The organism is Gordonia sp. DT30 (genome assembly GCF_049844915.1).
Lineage (GTDB): Bacteria > Actinomycetota > Actinomycetes > Mycobacteriales > Mycobacteriaceae > Gordonia.
The window spans coordinates 49,879-68,388 of record NZ_JBNCLY010000019.1 but is presented as its reverse complement, the minus strand read 5'-3'; the positions used below and the strand labels follow the sequence as shown (position 1 = coordinate 68,388).

General features: G+C 65.8%; 15 protein-coding genes. 5 read left to right on the top strand and 10 right to left on the bottom strand.

All coding sequences use genetic code 11. The features are described 5' to 3' along the window. Positions 1-68 precede the first annotated feature (68 nt). Together ACLQ3C_RS16770 and ACLQ3C_RS16765 are read right to left on the bottom strand one after the other, a co-directional pair. Positions 69-1,748 (bottom strand): alkaline phosphatase family protein, encoded by a 1,680-nt coding sequence (locus ACLQ3C_RS16770; RefSeq protein ID WP_425706219.1) that lies wholly within the window; start codon positions 1,746-1,748, stop codon positions 69-71. Between the two features lie 535 nt (positions 1,749-2,283). Further along, a complete protein-coding gene (locus tag ACLQ3C_RS16765; RefSeq protein ID WP_425706218.1) occupies positions 2,284-3,105 on the bottom strand; it encodes a helix-turn-helix domain-containing protein in 822 nt (273 codons plus the stop codon). Positions 3,106-3,217: 112 nt separating this feature from the next. On the opposite strand from ACLQ3C_RS16765, the gene ACLQ3C_RS16760 reads away from it, so the two are divergent. Beyond that, positions 3,218-4,000 carry an alpha/beta fold hydrolase gene (locus ACLQ3C_RS16760; RefSeq protein WP_425706217.1) on the top strand — a complete coding sequence of 261 codons (783 nt, stop codon included), beginning with the start codon at positions 3,218-3,220 and terminating at the stop codon, positions 3,998-4,000. A gap of 80 nt (positions 4,001-4,080) precedes the next feature. Here the strand turns inward: ACLQ3C_RS16760 and ACLQ3C_RS16755 are convergent, their stop codons facing one another. After that, entirely contained in the window at positions 4,081-5,304 is a 1,224-nt protein-coding gene (locus tag ACLQ3C_RS16755; protein WP_425706216.1) for an acyl-CoA dehydrogenase family protein, read from the bottom strand. Positions 5,305-5,380: 76 nt separating this feature from the next. Continuing rightward, positions 5,381-8,527: a replicative DNA helicase gene (gene dnaB, locus ACLQ3C_RS16750; protein ID WP_425706215.1), complete on the bottom strand. Its 3,147-nt coding sequence runs from the start codon at positions 8,525-8,527 to the stop codon at positions 5,381-5,383. 535 nt (positions 8,528-9,062) lie between these two features. On the opposite strand from dnaB, the gene ACLQ3C_RS16745 reads away from it, so the two are divergent. Further along, positions 9,063-9,734 (top strand): hypothetical protein, encoded by a 672-nt coding sequence (locus ACLQ3C_RS16745; RefSeq protein WP_425706214.1) that lies wholly within the window; start codon positions 9,063-9,065, stop codon positions 9,732-9,734. Positions 9,735-9,825: 91 nt separating this feature from the next. Here ACLQ3C_RS16745 and rplI read toward each other — a convergent pair whose 3' ends face one another. The 4 genes from rplI to rpsF all read right to left on the bottom strand — a co-directional run bounded on the left by rplI (position 9,826) and on the right by rpsF (position 11,518). Next, positions 9,826-10,278 carry a 50S ribosomal protein L9 gene (gene rplI / locus ACLQ3C_RS16740; protein ID WP_425706213.1) on the bottom strand — a complete coding sequence of 151 codons (453 nt, stop codon included), beginning with the start codon at positions 10,276-10,278 and terminating at the stop codon, positions 9,826-9,828. Between the two features lie 21 nt (positions 10,279-10,299). Next, complete coding sequence (gene rpsR / locus ACLQ3C_RS16735) at positions 10,300-10,557, bottom strand: 30S ribosomal protein S18 (RefSeq protein ID WP_425706212.1); 258 nt, start codon at positions 10,555-10,557, stop codon at positions 10,300-10,302. 22 nt (positions 10,558-10,579) lie between these two features. Continuing rightward, on the bottom strand, positions 10,580-11,095 hold the full coding sequence (locus ACLQ3C_RS16730) for a single-stranded DNA-binding protein (RefSeq protein WP_425706211.1): 516 nt from the start codon (positions 11,093-11,095) through the stop codon (positions 10,580-10,582). Between the two features lie 141 nt (positions 11,096-11,236). Next, the gene (gene rpsF / locus ACLQ3C_RS16725) at positions 11,237-11,518 is read right to left on the bottom strand and encodes a 30S ribosomal protein S6 (RefSeq protein ID WP_425706210.1); all 282 of its coding nucleotides are present in this window, start codon (positions 11,516-11,518) and stop codon (positions 11,237-11,239) included. Between the two features lie 198 nt (positions 11,519-11,716). Here rpsF and ACLQ3C_RS16720 point away from each other — a divergent pair, with 198 nt between their 5' ends. From ACLQ3C_RS16720 to ACLQ3C_RS16710, 3 genes are all read left to right on the top strand, one after another. Beyond that, entirely contained in the window at positions 11,717-12,100 is a 384-nt protein-coding gene (locus tag ACLQ3C_RS16720; protein WP_425706209.1) for a VOC family protein, read from the top strand. A 110-nt stretch (positions 12,101-12,210) separates the two neighbouring features. Beyond that, the gene (locus ACLQ3C_RS16715; RefSeq protein WP_425706208.1) at positions 12,211-13,728 is read left to right on the top strand and encodes a hypothetical protein; all 1,518 of its coding nucleotides are present in this window, start codon (positions 12,211-12,213) and stop codon (positions 13,726-13,728) included. Then, complete coding sequence (locus ACLQ3C_RS16710; protein WP_425706207.1) at positions 13,725-14,303, top strand: GNAT family N-acetyltransferase; 579 nt, start codon at positions 13,725-13,727, stop codon at positions 14,301-14,303. Before ACLQ3C_RS16715 ends, ACLQ3C_RS16710 begins: the two co-directional genes overlap by 4 nt. A 222-nt stretch (positions 14,304-14,525) precedes the next feature. Here the strand turns inward: ACLQ3C_RS16710 and ACLQ3C_RS16705 are convergent, their stop codons facing one another. Continuing rightward, entirely contained in the window at positions 14,526-16,169 is a 1,644-nt protein-coding gene (locus tag ACLQ3C_RS16705) for a glycosyltransferase family 87 protein (protein WP_425706206.1), read from the bottom strand. Continuing rightward, on the bottom strand, positions 16,135-18,459 hold the full coding sequence (locus ACLQ3C_RS16700; RefSeq protein WP_425706205.1) for a transglycosylase domain-containing protein: 2,325 nt from the start codon (positions 18,457-18,459) through the stop codon (positions 16,135-16,137). Before ACLQ3C_RS16700 ends, ACLQ3C_RS16705 begins: the two co-directional genes overlap by 35 nt. Between the last annotated feature and the right edge of the window lie 51 nt (positions 18,460-18,510).

Below are 18,510 nucleotides of genomic sequence, written 5' to 3'. Positions count from 1 at the left end.
TTGCGGCAGCCCGGACCGCGGGGTGGGCCATGTTCCCACCCGCGGCACCGCTACCGCGGCGCGCCCGGCTACTTCTGCAGCGCCTTGGTGCCCTCGGCGCGGACTGCCTGCAGCTGGTTCGGGTCCAGGCCCAGCGCGGTGAGCACAGTGGGCGCGATCTGCGTGGTCTCGACCTGCTGATCCGAGGTGGCGGCAGCGAAGCCGGGCCCGGCGACGATGAGTGGCACGTCGCGGTCGGTGGGCTGACTGCCGCCGTGCTCAGCGATCTTCGACGGCTTACCCGCGTAGACCACGCCGGGATCGACGAGGCCCACGACGTCCGGCACACGCGAATCTGTGACGGGCACACCGAAGTAGGCGGCTGCATCGGCGCCGACCTTCACCTGGGCCAGGCCCGCCTTCACGTAGGGCACGGGGTTGCCGTTGATGTCGTAGCCGGTGCCGGAGGCCGCGCCCAGCCGTTCGCGCACCAACTGCTGCGCCGTCTCACTGCGATCCGAGAGCCACCAGAGCATCACGTCGTCGTTCACCGAATGCTCGACGAGTTTTGGCGCACCCGGGTGCCCGGCGGCCCACGCGGCGTTCACGTCGTCGACGATCTTCCCGTCGTCGATCCGGCGGAAGTCGCCCGGCTTCGTCGGCGACTGCCCGTGCTTGGACGTCAGGACGACTGTCGTACTCTGCTCGGCGCCAGCGGCTTTGAGCTTGTCGAGGAGCTTGCCGACCTGGGTATTCACGAAGTCGAGCGCTGAGGCAAGCACGGGGCCGGGCGTCACGCCGTCGGGCTCGTAGCCACCGCGCTGCCCGCCCGAGGTGGGCAGCTTCTGTGCCGTCGACACCGACTGGAAGTTCATGCCGAAGATCGCGGGCACGCCCACCGAGTTCTTCCCCGAGTGGTCCTTGCCCTCGATCTCGTTGAGCAGGGCGGTGACCTTGTACGTGTCGTACCGCTGCGTCAGCCCGTTGTCCGACGCCCACGTTTTCCCGTCTTCGGTGCCGTCGACAGACGAGTCGATCTCCGGGGTGAACAGGTCATCGATTGTGGTGCCGTCGCCAGGCCCCGCGAGGATCGAGTAGGCGGGGTGCTTGTCGGACCACGCCGTACGCAGGCCGGCTCCGTGCGCGACACCGAAGATCGTGTTGACGCGCAGCAGGTTCCACGGCTGCACCGGTTTACAGGTATTCGGGTCGACGGGGAGCTTCGCCGGATCGAGCAGGTTTTGCGGTGCGGCGGTCATGCCACCCACCGAATCCGGCAGATTGGCGAGGCCCTGGCCCGCGTCGATCCTGTGCGTATCCTTGTCCAGCTCCTCGGTGAGTTCCATATGGCCGCCGGTCTTCGCGCCGGCGCACTGCGTGGTGCCGGGCGCGAGCAGCGTGCGGTCGAAGGAATCGTCGTAATAGATGCCCGTGGTCTGCGGATTTCCGCCGGTCACCTGCCCGACGGTGCCCGGAAAGCTGTCCGAGAGGATCGGGGTCTGCGCGTTGGTGAACTCGGTGCCGCGCTTGGTGAGTGCCGCCAATGCGGAGTCGGGATGCTTGCCCACGTACGCCACGAGATCGGCCTGGTGTAGCCCGTCGACCGACAGCAGGAGCACGTGCTTGCCCTTGTCGGCCGCCGCAGCGCCTGAGCTCGACGCGGAATCCGATGAATCGGACCCGCACGCCGATGCGACCAGTGCGGTCGCGACGATCGCGGCGGCTCCGCCTATTAATCGGACTCTGGATTTCGAACGCTTGTGGCCCATCTCGCTCCTCATGGTTTCTCGAATTGCTCGAGGAAGTTAACAGGCGTAACCAGCCGCCACGGAGAACGCGCGGTGAACTCTTGGGGAACCGAAGAAGCCGACCACGCCGAAACCTGCCGGTCGAAATATCCGGCATTTGCACTGAAACCGGCATAGAGTACTTGCCTCTCGCCGAGGATGCGCCGACATTCCGACATCGATTCCGGGGTCGGATGCCGGCTGGTACCGGCCCTCCTGGGACGCAGTGGTTTTCGTGGTGGGCTGGTCTCATACTCATCACAGGCTCGTAGCCATGACGCTGCAACCGGTGTGCGTGACAGCCTTCAGCCCTGAAAATTCTCGAGCCATTCTGCGCCAGGTGGCGCTCGTGCGAATTTCGGTCAGTTTGCTGAGTCCCGCATGTCAACTCTTTCGTTCACCTCTGAATTCGCCTTTGATAGGTGGCTTCGCACTCATGTGATCGCCAATTGCCACCTTCGGTGAGGATTGGAATGTTGTTCACCGATGTCCTCGACGTCAGGCACTGTCCAGAGGATCAGATCGTCGCAGTCTGCCAGGCTCCTGGTCGCAGACCGGTAGTCTTCCGAAAGAACACCGAAAAGTTGGACGCGTCGGGAAAGCCGAGGGCAGCAGCACAACTCGCCGCGCTGAGACGGTCGTGGGCGAGAAGCCTTTTCGCTTCCAGGACAATGCGATCGACGATGTAGGCCTTCGCGCTCCGGCCGGTGGCCTGATAGGCCGCCCGCGAGAGCGTTCGGGCCGAGTACCCGAGGACACCGGCGTAATAGCCGACATCGTGATGTCGACGGAAGTTCGCTTCTACGCTCGCACGAAATGCGCGGAACACCGGGTTCGTGGGGTGCGCTCCCTGGTCCGGTCGTCGTAGTCGGGTAACGAACGCGGACAACAGGATCGCCGGGAGCTCGGACGAATCGCTTCCCGACGCCCGCTCGGTCTCGAGGACCAGATGGGTACGAGCGACGTCGATCAATGGCCACTGTTCAGCCGACACACGCCACCACGCGGCCAGATCGGTGGCCGACACCAGCTCACGGGTTGCTGCCGTCACCGGTGCCGTCGGGACAAACAGGTTGAGGTGCCCGTCGAGGTCACCGAAGTCGTCCCATTGGTGCACCGACCCGGGCGCGATCCAGACCGCGGACCGGCGCTCGAGCGGATACCGGCGGAAATCGATCGTGACCGAGCCGAGACCGCCGTCGACGAGTGCGACCACATGAAAGTCCGCGCGTTGGGTCCCGCCATCGTTCATCGAGCGCAACTGATCGAAGGTCATCGTCTCGACCGTGGAGGTACCCCGCCCGGTGAGCTCGAACGTCATCTGCTTGATCCTCGACATCTGTCCAGTTTCCACCATCAGACGTCCATTCGTGCCGATGCGCGCACCGGACCACCGAGTTCCAATGGAAGCAGCACGAACGCACACCGACACCACCGATCGGAGGAGCCTCATGACTACACTCCAGCAGGCATCGCTGCCCGCTTATGACCACCGCCGCGGCACCGGTCCGACACTGGTCTTCCTGCACTACTGGGGCGGCTCGGCCCGCACGTGGAATCTCGTGATCGACCATCTCCCCGGGCGCGACATTCTCGCCATCGATGCTCGCGGCTGGAGCCGCTCACGCGACCTCCCCGGGCCCTATGCGCTCCGTCGACTCGCCGAGGACACGCTATCGGTCATCGAACGCGAACAACTGACCGACTATGTCCTCGTCGGGCATTCGATGGGCGGGAAGGTCGCACAAATGGTCGCGGCAACCCACCCGGACGGGCTACGCGGAATCGTCCTCGTCGCCTCCGGTCCCGCCGCGCCGCCCGCCGGAATCACCCCCGCCTACCGCGAATCCCTCTCCCACGCATACGACACCGACGAATCCGCCATCGGCGCACGCGACCAGATCCTCACCGCGACGACGCTGTCCGAGACGATTGCAGAGCAGGTCCTGACCGATTCCCGCTCCTGGGTCGACGACGACGCGCGCACCGAGTGGCCCTTGCACGGTATCGCCGAAGACATCACCGAACACACACGCACGATCGGTGTCCGGGTGCTCGTGCTCGCCGGCGAGCACGACGTGGTGGAGCCCGTCGCCGTGCTCCGCGACAACCTGCTGCCCTACCTCTCCGACGTCGAATTCTCGATCATCCCCGGTACCGGACATCTCATTCCGCTGGAGGCGCCGAACGAACTCGCCGACGCACTTCGGCGATTCCGGCCCGGACCGACCTGACCCTCCGCACTCGACCCAAGGTCCGCTCTCGGCATACGCATTCACCGAGGCCGCCACCGTGCGCCGAGGTTGGTATGGAATTACGAGTACCAGGTCGGCTCAGGCAGTTCTGCGGTCAGCACCCAACGGCCGACTTCTCGACGCTTGTACGCGACGGGATCGTGCAGAGTGTGCGTCCTTACGTTGCGCCAGAAGCGGTCGAAGCCGTACTTGCTCGCTGTCGCACGAGCGCCGAGAGCCTCGAATATGGTTGAGGTGATTTCGAGCGAGACCTCGGTTGCTCGCGCCTTCACGGCGGCGACGCGCACCTCGTGCTCTCCGCGTTCCTCGGCTGTCACATTCCATGCGTTGTCGTGAATCTTCTTACCTTCCAACGCAACTGCGTCAGCAAGCGCCTCGGTGGCCCACAGTTTCGATGCTAGGTCGCCGTAGATGTCGATGATGTACGGCTCGTCGATCGCCTTGTCGACGGTGCTGTGCAGCCATGCCCGGGTCTTCTCCTTGGTGTACGCCGCGGCCTCTTCGAGAGCGCCTCGCGCAATACCGAGGTAGAAGTTGACGAAGACCAGCTGAATGGTCGGGACGTTGAGGGTGTTGTAGACGCGTGGCTGGAACTGCTTGTCCACGTATCCTGCTGCACTTGCCCAGTCGACACGCACCTTGTCGATGGTGACGCTGCCGCTCTCGGTCTGGCGTTGACCGATGTTGTCCCAGTCGTCATGGAACGTCAGCCCCTTGATGTTCGACGGCACGATGGCGAAGACATGGTCATCGCTACCGGTCAGGACCCCTTCGAGGACGGTGACGTCGGAAACGCGGCTGCCGGTGGAGAACGTCTTGCTGCCGTCGAAGACGATGGTGTCGCCTTCGTCGGCGACCGCAACATCGTTGTCACGGGGGTTGACCGCGCCTCCGAAGAACCATTTGTTCTTCGTCGCATCGGTTTCCACGGCTTCGATCTGCTCAGGTGTGCCGACCAGGCGGGCCGCCCAAAACCAGAGCAGGTGGTAGCCGAGCAGCTGGCCGATGGATCCGTCGGCAGCAGCGATGCGTCGGATGACCTGGTAAGCCGTTGGCCAATCCTGGCCCGCGCCACCGTGTTCGACCGGTCCGAGCAATGTGACCAAGCCAGAGTCTTTGAGGAGTTGTACCTCGTCGTGGGGTGCGGTATTACCCTTGTCGCGAGCGGCGGCGTCGACAGCGAGGAGCTGTGCGACTTCACCAGCTCGAGAAATCCAGCCCTCGGGGGATGTCGGTGTGTCAGGCCAATCGTGGGACAATGTAGAGGTTGCAGTCGTGGTCATATAGAGCAGGGAACCGGCAGAACCGCGCTGGGACCACACTTCCTCTCACCCTGATTCTGATGAGAACCTACCCCCACTACCCCCGCGCCATGTCGACGAACCGACTCAGATGCAGTTGGTGCGCAACGGTGATCGTGGCGGTGGGGCCGTTGCGGTGCTTGCCGACGATGATGTCGGCTTCACCGGCGCGCGGGTCGTCGCGTTCGAATGCGTCCGGGCGGTGCAGCAGGATCACCATATCGGCGTCCTGCTCGAGGCTGTTGTGGACAGCGACTCCATCGGCGATGAAGTTGTGCGTTCCGGGAACTGTGCCGTCATAGACGTCTTGAATACCGATGGATTCGATCTCGCTGATCTCATCCCAATAGACGTCGTTGCTGACGGTGAGGTCGATGCTCTCGGAATCGAGTAGATCCGAAATCTCGCGCAGCACCGAACGACCATGCCCCATGGCCCCAGTGCTACGACCGGCACCGCTGCCCGCGGGCACAAGTTCCGGTGAGTCGAGGAGTTTGTGCAGCCGTCGGGAGGCCGTCCGTGCGCCGCTTTCATCGATTTTGCTGAACCGTTGTGGCGCAGCGATATCCAATACCTCAGCGAGGTGGGAGAGTTGGTCGTACCCGGAGACCGTCACCGTCAGGACGCCGTCGGCGGTCTCGCTGACCGATGAGAACGTTCCCACCCGCGCAAGCAGGTATATGAGGTCAAGCGCCTCGGCGTCCGACGCCGCCTGGAGGCACCACTCCTCATCGAGAACTGCAGACTCGCAGAACAACTCGCGCAGCATCTCCACGACGGCCGGTGTCGACAGACTCCGCACGTGGCCGGCGGGATACGCACTTGCGGCGATCGGTTCCGGAATACTCCGCGGCACCGCAATGGATTCGCCGACACCGATCTCCGCCAACGGAATCCACCCATCGATGGTGAGGAACGGGTGGTTGCCCGTCGCCTCGACCACGCGCCCCGACGCCATCCGTACGCGGAACACTTCTTTGCGTCCGCTGGGGAAGACCTTGACCATCGGCCGGGCCACCATACGCATGCGCTCGTCCAACGACCAGACGAGCGGCTGCTCTCCGGTCTCCAGGAGTTCACCGAGGGTCACCTCGGAGCCGTTGTCGGCACGCAGAATGCGCGTCGACGCCGGCAGACATCCCGACTCGCGCAGATCCGATACCTGAGGTTTCTTGTCGGTGCGCTGCTCGGGGCCACGGTTGAGCTGGCTGATCGCGACGACGGGTACTTCGAGTTCCTTTGCGAGAAGCTTCAATTGGCGGGAGAACTCGGAGACCTCTTGCTGTCGGGATTCGACTTTCTTGCCCGACGTCATCAGCTGCATGTAGTCCACGACGACGAGTTTGAGGTCGTTGCGCTGTTTGAGGCGCCGCGCCTTGGCGCGGATCTCCATCATGGTGAGGTTCGGGGAGTCGTCGATGAACAGTGGCGCCTCGGAGATCTCACCCATCCGGCGGGCCAGCCGCGTCCAGTCGTCGTCGGTCATCGAGCCGCCACGCATGTCGCCGAGCTTGACCTTGGCCTCCGCCGACAGCAGTCGCATGACGATCTCGACCTTACTCATCTCCAGCGAGAACATCGCCCCGGTCATCTGGTGCTGAATCGAGCAGGAGCGCAGGAAGTCCATGGCGAGGGTCGAATTGTGCGTGGGCACCATCGCCTCACCGGCGAGGAACAGGTGGTCGGCGTTGTCGACCTGCACGCACCGCACCGGGGCACTGTCGACCGGCCGTACGGCGACGATCCGCCGAACCCCAGCGGGGCGTCGGAGTTCCTTGTGCCGCAACGCCTTGTGGTGGACGGTGAAGACGTCGTCGTCGGCGTCGACGCGCAACCAGCCGGTGGCCGACCGGCGGTAGGTGTACCCGAGTCCGGCGACGAGGTCGGCGACCACCTCCGTCATGTGGCGGGTGGCGGCGGGCACGGTGATCCAGCCGTCGTCGTCGACGCTCGCGCGTGCGTCGAGCAGCCCGGCGAGCAGGGCGCGGCGTTGCGCGATCGAACCGCGGAGGTACTCGTACGGGATACGGCCGCCGAGGTCGGCCATCAGGGTCATCACGTCGACGGGCCCCTCGGCGTCGATGCGCATGCCGATCTCCGGGTCGTCGAAGGCCATCCCGGCCAGCGCGGCGACAGTGTACGGCCCATAGGCAAACCGCTTGCGCGGCAAGTCGAGCGGCTTGGCATTGCGAATGAACGCCGAGCCGACATGGGCATACAGCCCCTCGGTGGTGAGCACCTGCGGGGTGCTGTCCACCTCGACCGCCCACTCGTGCCAGGCGTCGGCGAGGATGACGTTGCCGTCGGAGAACTCCACCTCGAAGCATGGGCGGTCGGTCATCACCTCGGTGGCCGCGACCACACGCGTCGGCCGTCCGTGCGCGTCGAGCAGGGTGTCGCCGACGGCGACGCGACCCATTGTGGTCCAGCCGGTCGGCGTGGGCAGCGGGGTGTCGAGAGACAGGGCCTTGCCGACGCCGGGACGCGCGGCGACGATGATCATCTGCCCCGGGTGCAGGCCGTTGGTCAGCTTGTCGAGGTCGGCGAATCCTGTTGGCACGCCGAGGGACAGACCCCCGCGGGACGCGATCGAGTCGATCTCGTCCATCGTCGGCTGCAGCAACTCTTCGAGCGGCACGTAGTCCTCGGCGGTGCGCCGCTCGGTCACCTCGTACACCTCGGCCTGCGCGCGGTCGACGACCTCGGCGACGTCCTGGCCGCCGTCGGCGCCGGAGTAGCCGAACTGCACGATCCTGGTCCCGGCCTCCACCAGGCGTCGGAGAATGGCCTTCTCCGCCACGATCTCGGCGTAGAAGCCGGCGTTGGCCGCAGTGGGCACAGTGGAGATCAGCGTGTGCAGATACGGCGCACCGCCGACGCGGCGCAGCTCGCCGGCACGATCGAGTTCGGCGGCGACGGTGACGGCGTCGGCGGGCTCGCCCTTGCCGTACAGCTCGAGGATCGCGTCGTAGACGGCCTGATGGGCGGGCCGGTAGAAGTCGGCGGGACGGATCTTCTCGACGACGTCGGCGATCGCGTCCTTCGACAGCATCATGCCGCCCAGCACGGACTGCTCGGCCGCCATGTCCTGTGGTGGTTGCCGGCCGAACTCCTCGGCCGGGATCGCGGCATCGTCGAAACCACCGGAACCGCCGCGTCCGGAATCCCGCGAGGCGCCGTGCCCACGATCGTCGACAACCGCCACCGAGCCCACCTCTCGCGTCGAATCGTGCCGACCTTTGCGGTCGGCCTCCCCATGATGTCTTTGAGATATTCAGTACCCGATGCCACCGACAAGGCGTGCCGCTGCTGCCGTCGGGGCAACCTGCCGATCACCTGAGAGGTGACCCTAGGAGGTGTCCGGCGCACGTTCAAACGCGCTTGTGGACGAACCTGTTAGGCAATTGTGGACGGTTGCCGCGCGTCCTGTGCGTCCCTGTGTGGATGTTGTGGATAGGTTGGGGAATGTCAGACGGATTTTCTTCATAAACGCAGGTCAGCGGCGGTAGCGTAATTCCACAGTGGCGAGTTTTGCACTTCCCCGGCGTGTCGCTTGATCGGCGCCGTCGGGCGTGTTGCGAGTGACGGCGATCACTGGCCGTTTACCAGACCTTGAACGCAGCATGTGCCACCGATGGCGAACAGTTGTCGACTCCCCCATGTCGCCCCGCCGGCGACGTGCACGGTCACCAGCCCCAGACGCGGGAAACCGCGCACGCGCATCCCCGCCATGTGATGCAATGGGCGCCGTGCCCAGTATCCGACGGTTCGGCCGGGTGACGCGCGCGCTCGCCGTGCTCGGCGTGAGCGCCACCGTTGCCCTCGGAACTCCCGTGGCGATGGCGTCGACCGCGTCCGCGGCGCCACCGCCCCCGCTGCCCACCGAATTCGATCTGGGCCGGTACACGCCGGTGAACCCGGATGCCTTCCGTTCGCTCGCCTACGGCGACAATGGGCGCTCGTTCTTCACCACCGGTCGCTACCGGTGCCAGGTCGGCCCCCAGTACCGATACGTCGGCTGCCAGGGCAGCCCGGCCACCGCACCGGCCGACACACTGATATCGAAGACCCTCGGCGCGGTCATCTCCGGCGACCAGACGGGCCCGTACTGGGTGCGCACCAATTGGCCACTCGCCCCGACGTACCACTTCGGCTCCAGAACCGGTTTTCGTCCACCGGTGCTGGGGGTCGGCCAACGCGTCACGATCGCCGGCGTCACCTGCACGGTACCGAGCGCGAATGAGGTCGCGTGCCGGACCGGCTCGCGGGCACTGATTTTCACTCCGGCCTGGCACAAATTCTTCCACCCCGCCGGGGATCAGTCGCAGGACGCCAACCCCGCGCCACAGTATCTGCCCCCGAGACTGCGGGGTTCGAGTCAGCTCCCGGCCACGCCCGCACCACCGACGTAGGCTCCGGCACAAACAGTTCGGCCTGCCGGGTACGCATGTGCGCACCTGGCAGGCCGAAAACCGTTATACCTCAGGCTTATCGAGCGCCTTATCAGCTGGCGACGACAGCCAGCTCGACGGTGGCGGCGACGTCGGGGTGCAGATTCACCACGACCGGGAAGGTGCCGGTGGCCTTGATGTGGCCCTTCGGCAGCTCCACGTTGCGCTTGTCGACAGCCGGGCCGCCGGCGGTGCGGATCGCACCGGCCACGTCGGCCGCGGTGACCGAGCCGAACAGCTTGCCCGAGTTGTGGGTCTTCACCGTCAGCGAGACGCCGGACAGGTTCTCGATCGCCTGCTTGAGCTCGTTGGCGTGTTCGAGACCGCGGACCTCGCGGACGGCCTGCGCCCGGCGGATGTCGGCGACCTGCTTCTCGGCGCCGCGGCTGGCCTTGATGGCCAGGCCGCGGGGCAGCAGATAGTTACGGCCGTAACCGTCCTTGACCTCGACGGAATCGCCGGCCTCGCCGAGGTTTTCCACGGCAGCAGTCAGGATGAGCTTCATTTCGTGTTCTCTCCCTTCGGCTTATCGGCTGGTCGAGGTGAACGGCAGAAGCGCCACCTCGCGCGAGTTCTTGACGGCCACCGCGACATCACGCTGGTGCTGAACGCAGTTCCCGGTCACCCGACGCGAACGGATCTTGCCGCGGTCGGACAGGAAGCGGCGCAGTAGCGCGGTGTCCTTGTAGTCGATCTTGGTGTTCTTGTCCTTGCAGAAGGAGCACGCCTTGGTCTTGACGACCTTTTCGACGCGCGGCTTCCGGCCGCCCTTTTGCTTAGCCATGTATTGCTCCAGTCAAAAATGTTCAGAATGGTGGTTCGTCGTCCCCGCCACCGGCCGAGGACGCGCTCGCGGGGGCGCTGCCCCACGGATCCTCGGGTGCGGACTGTCCCGCTCCGCCGCTGCGGCCCGAGCCGCCGGACGAACCGAAATTGCCGCCACCGGATGATCCGCCACGCGAGGCCCGGTTGACCGACGCGGTGGCAAATCTCAGCGAGGGACCGATCTCATCGACATCGAGTTCCATCACCGTGCGCTTCTCGCCCTCACGGGTTTCGAAGGAACGCTGCTTGAGGCGTCCTTGCACGATGACCCGGGTGCCCTTGGTCAGACTTTCGGTCACGTTCTCCGCCGCTTCGCGCCAGATGCTGCAGCGCAAGAACAGCGCCTCGCCGTCCTTCCATTCGCGGGTCTCGCGATCGAAGGTGCGCGGAGTGGAGGCCACCGTGAAGCTGGCGACCGCGGCACCCGACGGGGTGAACCGCAGCTCGGGTTCAGCGGTCAGATTGCCTACAACGGTGATGACTGTTTCGCCTGCCATGTGTCTCCCCTTGGTCGTGGTTGGGCACTCGTTGATCGATGTGCACCGGACGTCTCGGCCGCGACGATTCGCGACCTGCCTTCAGGTATTCACCCTAAGGTCCGGTACCGACTAACTCGGCGCATCCAGAAAGTATGTGGACTACTTCCGGAGAACCTTGGTGCGCAGCACCGACTCGTTCAGCTTCAGCTGACGATCCAGTTCGCTGACGGTCTGCGGCTCGGCATTCAGGTCGATGACGGCGTAGATGCCCTCGCTGTGCTTGGCGATCTCGTAGGCAAGACGGCGCTTGCCCCAGATATCGACGTTGTCGACCTTGCCGCCATCACTCCGGATCACGTTCAGGAACGTATCCAGGGACGGTGCAACGGTGCGCTCGTCGAGACTCGGGTCGAGGATGACCATCAATTCATAATGACGCATGTGACCACATCACCTCCTATGGGCTCATCGGCCACGGACTGTCCGTGACAGGAGGGTCGCCTGCGTCGGCAACCGTTCCAAGATACACGAGGTACCCCTGACCAGCGAAATCACGATCCACCCGAGATTGCGGACCGCGACTGACCTCTATCGCGCGCAGAGTGCGGTCACCACTTCTTCAAGGACAAGGATCGCCTCATGCAATTCGCTGCGACACGGATTCTCACCGACGACGTCGACGCCCTGGTCGACTTCTACGAGCAGGTCACCGGCCTGCGCGCCGCGCGGCTGCATCCGCTGTTCGCCGAGCTCACCACCGATTCGGGCAAGCTCGCCATCGCCTCGTCGGCGACCGCAGCCGCCATGGGCGACGATGTCGCGACCGCAGCAGCCAACCGCTCGGTGATCCTGGACTTCCTCGTCGACGACGTCGACACGGAATACCGACGCCTGACCGGCGTGGTCGGCGAGTTCGTCAACGGCGAACCGACCGACATGCCCTGGGGCAACCGGTCCCTGCTGCTCCGCGACCCCGACGGCAACCTGGTCAATCTCTACACACCGCTGTCTCCGCGTTCGTGACCGCCTGCATCAGACACTTCTGACCGGTCCGTCCGGATTGTGCGTGACCCAGCTCACCGTTGCCTGGATGGTTTCGGTCCGCGCCTACCCTTCCGCTTACCCTGTAGCGCATGCCCGATCGCCTGAGCACGACGTACCGCTACGGGCGCATCACCTTGTCGCGCCGCGGGGATCTGATCCTGATCCTGACCGTCTCTCTACTGCTGACCTTGCTGTTCATGTATTGGAGCTACGAGGTCAAGATCAAGTGCGTCGGACCGCCGTTCTACCCGGACGGACGCAGCCACAAGTGGCCGGTCGGTGATGGAGACGCGATCGTGCCCTGCTATTCCGATCTCGCATTCCTGTGGGTCGGGCGTGACATCAACCTGCATGTCTTCCCCTACATCCACGGCGGTATCGGCGCCAACGGCCAGCTGTTCGGCGGTTCGGTGGAGTACCCGGTGCTGTCGGGACTCCTGATGTGGCTCGGCGGCATCGGTTCGCACACCGACGTCGACTTCTTCCGCCATTCGGCGGTGGTGCTCGCGCCGTTCGGGCTCGCGATCACGGCGATGCTCGCGGTGCTCACGCGGTGGAATGTGTTGTGGTGGGCGCTGACCCCGCCGCTGATCATGTATGCCTTCCACAACTGGGAGTTGCCGGTGGTGGCGACCGCGGTCGCCGCGGTCGCGGTGATGGCGTGGGGCGCCAGCATCTCGCCGTCGACCGGGCGGCGTCGAATGACGTTGCGCACCAGCGCCGTTCTCGCCTCGATTTTGTTGGCCATCGGCTTCTGCCTGAAGCTCTACCCGGGCTTCTTCGTGCTACCGCTCGCCATTTACGTGCTGACGCGCGGCATGGCCCCGCTCGGTACATCCCCACCTGGTGCATCCCCGCCGGGGCAGTCATCGTCGGGCTCCGGTCCGCCGACGCGCGGTCCGCTCGACTGGGTGAGTGCGGCGTGGGTCGCCGGCGCGGCCTTGCTGACCGTCATCGTCGTGCAGCTGCCGTTCATGCTCCTCGGCTACGACGGCTGGCGCGCCGCGATGACGTTCCAGGGCAAACGTCGCGCCGACGTCGACACCAACTCCATCTGGTACTGGGGATTGCGCCATCTCACCGGCGGGCAGAACGACACCTACAACTCCCTGGTCGGCATCCTCTCGCCGCTGTTGATCGTGTGCGCCTTCGGCGCGGCGGTGTATCTGGGCTGGCGGCAGTACGGCCGGACCGGCCTGTATCCGTGGATCGGGGTGAGCGCGGCGATGCTCGCCGGGTTCATGGTGTTCCACAAGGTGCACTCGCCGCAGTACACGCTGTGGATTCTGCCGTTCTTCGTGCTCCTGCGAATCCGGTGGCCGGTCATCGTCGCCTACCTGATCGCCGACTTCATCCTCGACACCACCATCTTCCGGCTGTTCGGCATCTATGTGTCAGGGGCGCCGATGAAGTGGTGGGTGATCGGCGGGGTCAACCTCGGCGTCTGGGTGCACGCCGTCCTGCTCGTCTACCTGATTGTCGCCTTCGTCCGCGCCGCGCCGCGCGAACCGCTCGCGTCGATCGGGCGAAGACCGCCCACCAATGTGGCGTCGTCGGCCGAACCCGACGACGTCCCACCGAGCGCCCGGGTTCCGGCGAGCACATGAGCGACTGGCTCGGTACCGCACCACTCGCCGGCGATCGAGTGACGTTGCGGCCCTTCGCCATCGACGACGCCACGGCGCTGGCGGCGGTCGTCGCCGACCCGCAGCGATTCCAGTGGGTGCCGGGAGTGCCCACCGACCCCGACGCCGCGGCCGCCTGGATCACGGCGGCGCTCGCCGATCCGCAACGCCGCGTGGCCTACGCGGTCGTCGACAACAACGACGGCCGGCTCATCGGGACGACCAGCTACTACGACATCGATCCGGTCACTCTCTCGACCGCCATCGGCTACACCTTCTACGCCGACGACGTCCAGGGCACCGCGGTGAATCCGACCGCGAAGTATCTGTTGATGCGGCACGCCTTCGAGGATTGTGGTGCGGTGCGCCTGGTCTGGCACACCCACGAGAACAATGCCCGGTCCCGCGCCGCGATCGGCAAACTCGGCGCCACCTTCGAGGGCCTGCTCCGCAAACATCGCCGCTTCGGTGACGGCTGGCGCACCACCGCCCAGTTCGCGATGGTCGATAACGATTGGCCGAACGCAAAAGTGCGTCTGCAACAACGCATTTCGTGAGAGGGCTCACCACCGCGCCCGACTGGGTCAGCTCAGCGGGCTGACCTTGGAAACGCACATGAGCGTGCCTGGGCGGATGGTCACCACAACGGTCCGCCGACGGAATGCTGGAACGCAGAAACTATCTGTTGCACGGCCGATTCGGCGGCTGATCCGGGACATGCCCGTCCCAGCTCGCACTCCATCGTCCCCCATCGGTTCCCCGCTACTGTTCCGCGAAGACTACCCCGGCTCCGCCGCAAGCCGGCTCGGAACCGGCAGCGCTCCACGGCGATTCCCGAATCGGTCCGGCGCCCCGTCGAGGACGCCGCCGGCCGGGTCGTCGAGTTCATTGCCCTCGGCGTCGGTGCGCATCAGGTCTTCCTGTGGCCGCAGGATCTGCCAGATGACGATGACGCACAGGGCCAGCACGAATACCGCGCGGATCACGATGATCGTGGTGAACCACTCCTGCGGCAACCACTTTCGCGACGGGTCGATGAACAGCGACATCCGCGGAATCCACACCAGCGCGTCGACGGCCATCCAGGCCAGCAGCAGTCGTGTGTGTGGAATGGCCAGCACGGCAAGGGGAACCAGCCACAGCGAGTACTGGGGACTCCACACCTTGTTGACGAGCAGGAAGCCGGCGACGATCAGGAAGGCGACCTGCGCGACACGTGGCCGGGTCGGTGCGGCGAGCGACAGCCACCCGATTCCGGCGACGACGAGAACCATGAGGCCGAGCGACACGACGTTGAGGACGTCGACGTTCCAGGTCACCCCGACCGCCTTGGCGACGAGTCGCAGCAGGCTGTCGGCGTCGGCGCCACGATCGGAGTTGAGGCGGAAGAACTCGTACCAGCCGTGCGGGTACTCCACCAGGATCGGCAGGTTCACCGCGGTCCAGGCGATCACCGCGGCGGCCGCGGCGGCCGCCCAGTCGCGGAGCTTGCCCGACCGCAGGCACAAGAAGAACAACACCACCAGCAACAGCACCGGATAGAACTTGGCGGCGGTGCCCAACCCGATGAATACCCCGGCCAGCCATGGTCTTCGCCGCGCCCAGCACAGCAATGCGACGGCCAGGGCGGCGGTAGCGATCGCGTCGAAGTTGGTGAAGGCGTGCACGATGACCAGCGGCGAGGCGGCCGCCACCCACGCCGCCCAGATGCGGGCGCGGGCGGTCAGCGCGGTCGCCCAGATGGTCACGAGCCAGAACAGCGCCAACCCGAGGGCGGCGAGGTCGAAGAACAGGACCGCAGGCAGCGCACCCGGCACGCCAAACCGGTCCATCGCCGACGCCCATTCCCGGGCGGCCCACGCCGTCGCGTACATGTACATCCCGGTGATCACCGGGTACTCCATGTACCGCTTGATCTCCTGGCCCTGCTCGTTCTTCTCGAACCAGTATGTGTGGTAAGGGAATTCGCCCTTGTCGAGCTGTTCGGCGCCGTACAGGGCGAGCACGTCGGAGTAGCAGAGGTCGGTGAACTGCCGCTGATCGGCATGGTCGAGCTGCATCGTCGGGCCGCCGGGGGCGGGCTTGCTCACCGTCTCCTGCTGCAGGCAGCCCGCCTTGCCGAACCACCCCAGTGCCAGCGTGCACAGCGCGAGGAGAAACAGCACCCGGATCGGCGTCCAATGCCGGCTACGGCCCACTGCCGCGTGCGCGCCGATCGGGCCGCCGACGACCCGTGACGCCTCGGCGACCACCGGATCGTGGTGGCTCGGGATCAGCCGTCGCGTGTCGGTGCGCAAGTCCGTTGCCAGTGGCGCCGGGCCGTCGACGCCCGGTTCGCCCGACTCGGCTGTCGCGGGCTCCGCCCCCGTCGCCGCCGACGGGGACCCGTCAGCGTCCGGGCTCAGGGACCGCTCCTTGGTCACCGCCGTTACCGGTGCCCCCGGTGCCGCCGTCGCCGCCGGTTCCACCGCCTCCGGTGCCGCCGTCGCCACCGTTGCCGCCGCCGCCACCACCGCCGGTGCCACCGTTGGCGCCGTTATCGCCACCTGGCTGGGCGCCCCCTGGTACCGGGATGGTGATACCGGGGGCGATCGTGATCGCACCACCACCGCCGCCGGGGACCGGAAGCGTCGGCGTCCGGTTCGGCCGCGACGACGGAGTGTCGTTGTTGTACGTGCTGGGCGGCGGCTCGTAGGGCACACCGGCCTGGCCACCGACGGCCGCCGGCTCCGGGAATTGTTCGATGGACTTGCCGTCGAGGGCGTTGTCCATCGCCTTCTTCCAGATCTGCGCGGACAGGCCACTCCCATACACCGGGGAGCCGCCGTAATTGACCAGTGGCGTGCCCTTGTCGGTACCGACCCACACCGCCGTCGAGAGCTGCGGGGTGTAGCCGACCATCCAGGCGTCCTTGTTCTGGCCGCTGTCACCGAGCTGCGCGGTGCCGGTCTTGGCCGCCGACGGGCGCGCACCCAATTCGCTGTCGTAGAGCGAATTGCCGTTGGAGTAGGCGGCGACCGGCTCGAGCGCAGCGGTGACGTTGTCGGCGACCTTCGCCGGGAAGACCCGCTTACCCGGGTCGGGCTGACGCTCGTAGAGCACCTCACCGGTAGAGGTCTCCACCTTCTGCACGAAGTGCGGGGCGCGGTAGATGCCCGACGCGGCGAGGGTGGCATACGCCGACGCCATATCGATCACGCGCGTCGGATACTGACCCAGGACGACACCGCCGTCGACGCTGCCGTTGGCGTTCTGCAGCGTCTTCTGCTGATCGCCGAACGACTCGGCGACGCCCGCGGCGTGCGCGGCATCGGCCACATCCTGCGCCTTGTTCTTCAGGTCCATCATCAGGCGGTAGTACACCGTGTTCAGCGACATCTTCATCGCCGTCGCCAGATTGCAGGAGCCGCAGCTCTCACCGTCGGAGTTCTCGACGGTGATGCTGGAGTTGGGGATGGGATAGGGCGCCGAGCTGTACACCTTCGACAGCGGAATGCCCTGCTCGAGGGCAGCGACCAACGCGAACACCTTGAACGACGACCCGGTCTGCAATCCACCCTGCGCGTAGTCCCAGCCCTGCGCGTCGTTGCCACCGAAGTAGCCCTGCACACCACCGGTCCGCGGATCGATCGAGACGACGGCCGTGCGTATCTGACTGGGCTCGCCGTTGAGTACCCCGCTGGGGCACGGGTAGAGGTCGTTCTGGCGGCATCCTGCCTGCACTGCGGCGTTCTGCGCCTGTGGATCGATCGTCGTCGTGATCTTGAGACCCTCGGTGCGGACCTGCTGTTCGGAGATGTTGAGGTTGGCGAGTTCGGCCATCACCTGCCGTTTGATCAGACCGTTGGGCCCCACGGTCTCACCGGTCGCCGCCGGCGCAGGCAAGACCTTGGGATAGACGATCGCCGCACGATCGGCCGGGGTGATGGCACCGGTCTGGACCATGCCGTCGAGCACATAGTTCCAGCGGGCCACTGCCGCGTCCTTGTTGACTGCGGGGTCGTAATAGGAGGGCGAACGAATCGCTGCGGCGAGCACCGCGGATTCGGCCGGGGTCAGATCCTTGACGTTCTTACGGAAGTAGGCCTGCGCCGCGGCGCCGACGCCGTAGCCGCCACGCCCGAAGTAGATGGTGTTGAGGTAGGCGCCCAAGATGTCGTCCTTGGACCACTCGCTGGACATCTTGGTCGCGATCACCAGCTCGCGCAGCTTGCGTTCGTAGCTGTGCTCGTCACCGACCAACGCGTTCTTCACGTACTGCTGGGTGATCGTCGAACCACCGCCGGCGAGATCGTTGTTCGTGACCCGACCCCACACCGCGCGGGACAGCCCGCGGATCGAGAAACCGTCGTTGGTGCGGAACTCGCGGTCCTCGGCGGCGATCACCGCTTCCTGCAGCGACTTGGGGATGTCGTTGATGCTGACATCGCTGCGGTTGCCCTCGGGAGGCACGATCTTCGCCAGGGTATTGCCCTTGGCGTCGACGATCGTGGCGACCTGATTCTGCTTGATGTCGCCGGGCCGGGGCACGCTCACCGTCGCGTAGGCGATGAGAAAGCCCACGATCGCGACCAATGCGACAACCGGCACGATCAGGCCGACCGCGCCGACCACCCATCCCAGGATCCGGTAGCGCGAACGCTTCGGATCGTCGCCGGACCCGGACTTCGTGGATCTGGTGCGCCGCGACGTCATATCACGTGACTCGCTCATCGCCGGACCTCCCAATGAACCGCATCTGCGTCGGCTCAACGTTCCTTACAG

What these genes read in the sequence shown, in the direction of transcription:
- rplI (WP_425706213.1), bottom strand. Translation starts at nt 10,278, where the DNA reads ATGAAGCTCATCCTGACTGCTGCCGTGGAAAACCTCGGCGAGGCCGGC.
- ACLQ3C_RS16710 (WP_425706207.1), top strand. Translation starts at nt 13,725, where the DNA reads ATGAGCGACTGGCTCGGTACCGCACCACTCGCCGGCGATCGAGTGACG.
- rpsR (WP_425706212.1), bottom strand. Translation starts at nt 10,557, where the DNA reads ATGGCTAAGCAAAAGGGCGGCCGGAAGCCGCGCGTCGAAAAGGTCGTC.
- ACLQ3C_RS16760 (WP_425706217.1), top strand. Translation starts at nt 3,218, where the DNA reads ATGACTACACTCCAGCAGGCATCGCTGCCCGCTTATGACCACCGCCGC.
- ACLQ3C_RS16730 (WP_425706211.1), bottom strand. Translation starts at nt 11,095, where the DNA reads ATGGCAGGCGAAACAGTCATCACCGTTGTAGGCAATCTGACCGCTGAA.
- ACLQ3C_RS16700 (WP_425706205.1), bottom strand. Translation starts at nt 18,459, where the DNA reads ATGAGCGAGTCACGTGATATGACGTCGCGGCGCACCAGATCCACGAAG.
- ACLQ3C_RS16715 (WP_425706208.1), top strand. Translation starts at nt 12,211, where the DNA reads ATGCCCGATCGCCTGAGCACGACGTACCGCTACGGGCGCATCACCTTG.
- rpsF (WP_425706210.1), bottom strand. Translation starts at nt 11,518, where the DNA reads ATGCGTCATTATGAATTGATGGTCATCCTCGACCCGAGTCTCGACGAG.
- ACLQ3C_RS16770 (WP_425706219.1), bottom strand. Translation starts at nt 1,748, where the DNA reads ATGGGCCACAAGCGTTCGAAATCCAGAGTCCGATTAATAGGCGGAGCC.
- ACLQ3C_RS16755 (WP_425706216.1), bottom strand. Translation starts at nt 5,304, where the DNA reads ATGACCACGACTGCAACCTCTACATTGTCCCACGATTGGCCTGACACA.
- ACLQ3C_RS16745 (WP_425706214.1), top strand. Translation starts at nt 9,063, where the DNA reads ATGGGCGCCGTGCCCAGTATCCGACGGTTCGGCCGGGTGACGCGCGCG.
- ACLQ3C_RS16720 (WP_425706209.1), top strand. Translation starts at nt 11,717, where the DNA reads ATGCAATTCGCTGCGACACGGATTCTCACCGACGACGTCGACGCCCTG.
- ACLQ3C_RS16765 (WP_425706218.1), bottom strand. Translation starts at nt 3,105, where the DNA reads ATGTCGAGGATCAAGCAGATGACGTTCGAGCTCACCGGGCGGGGTACC.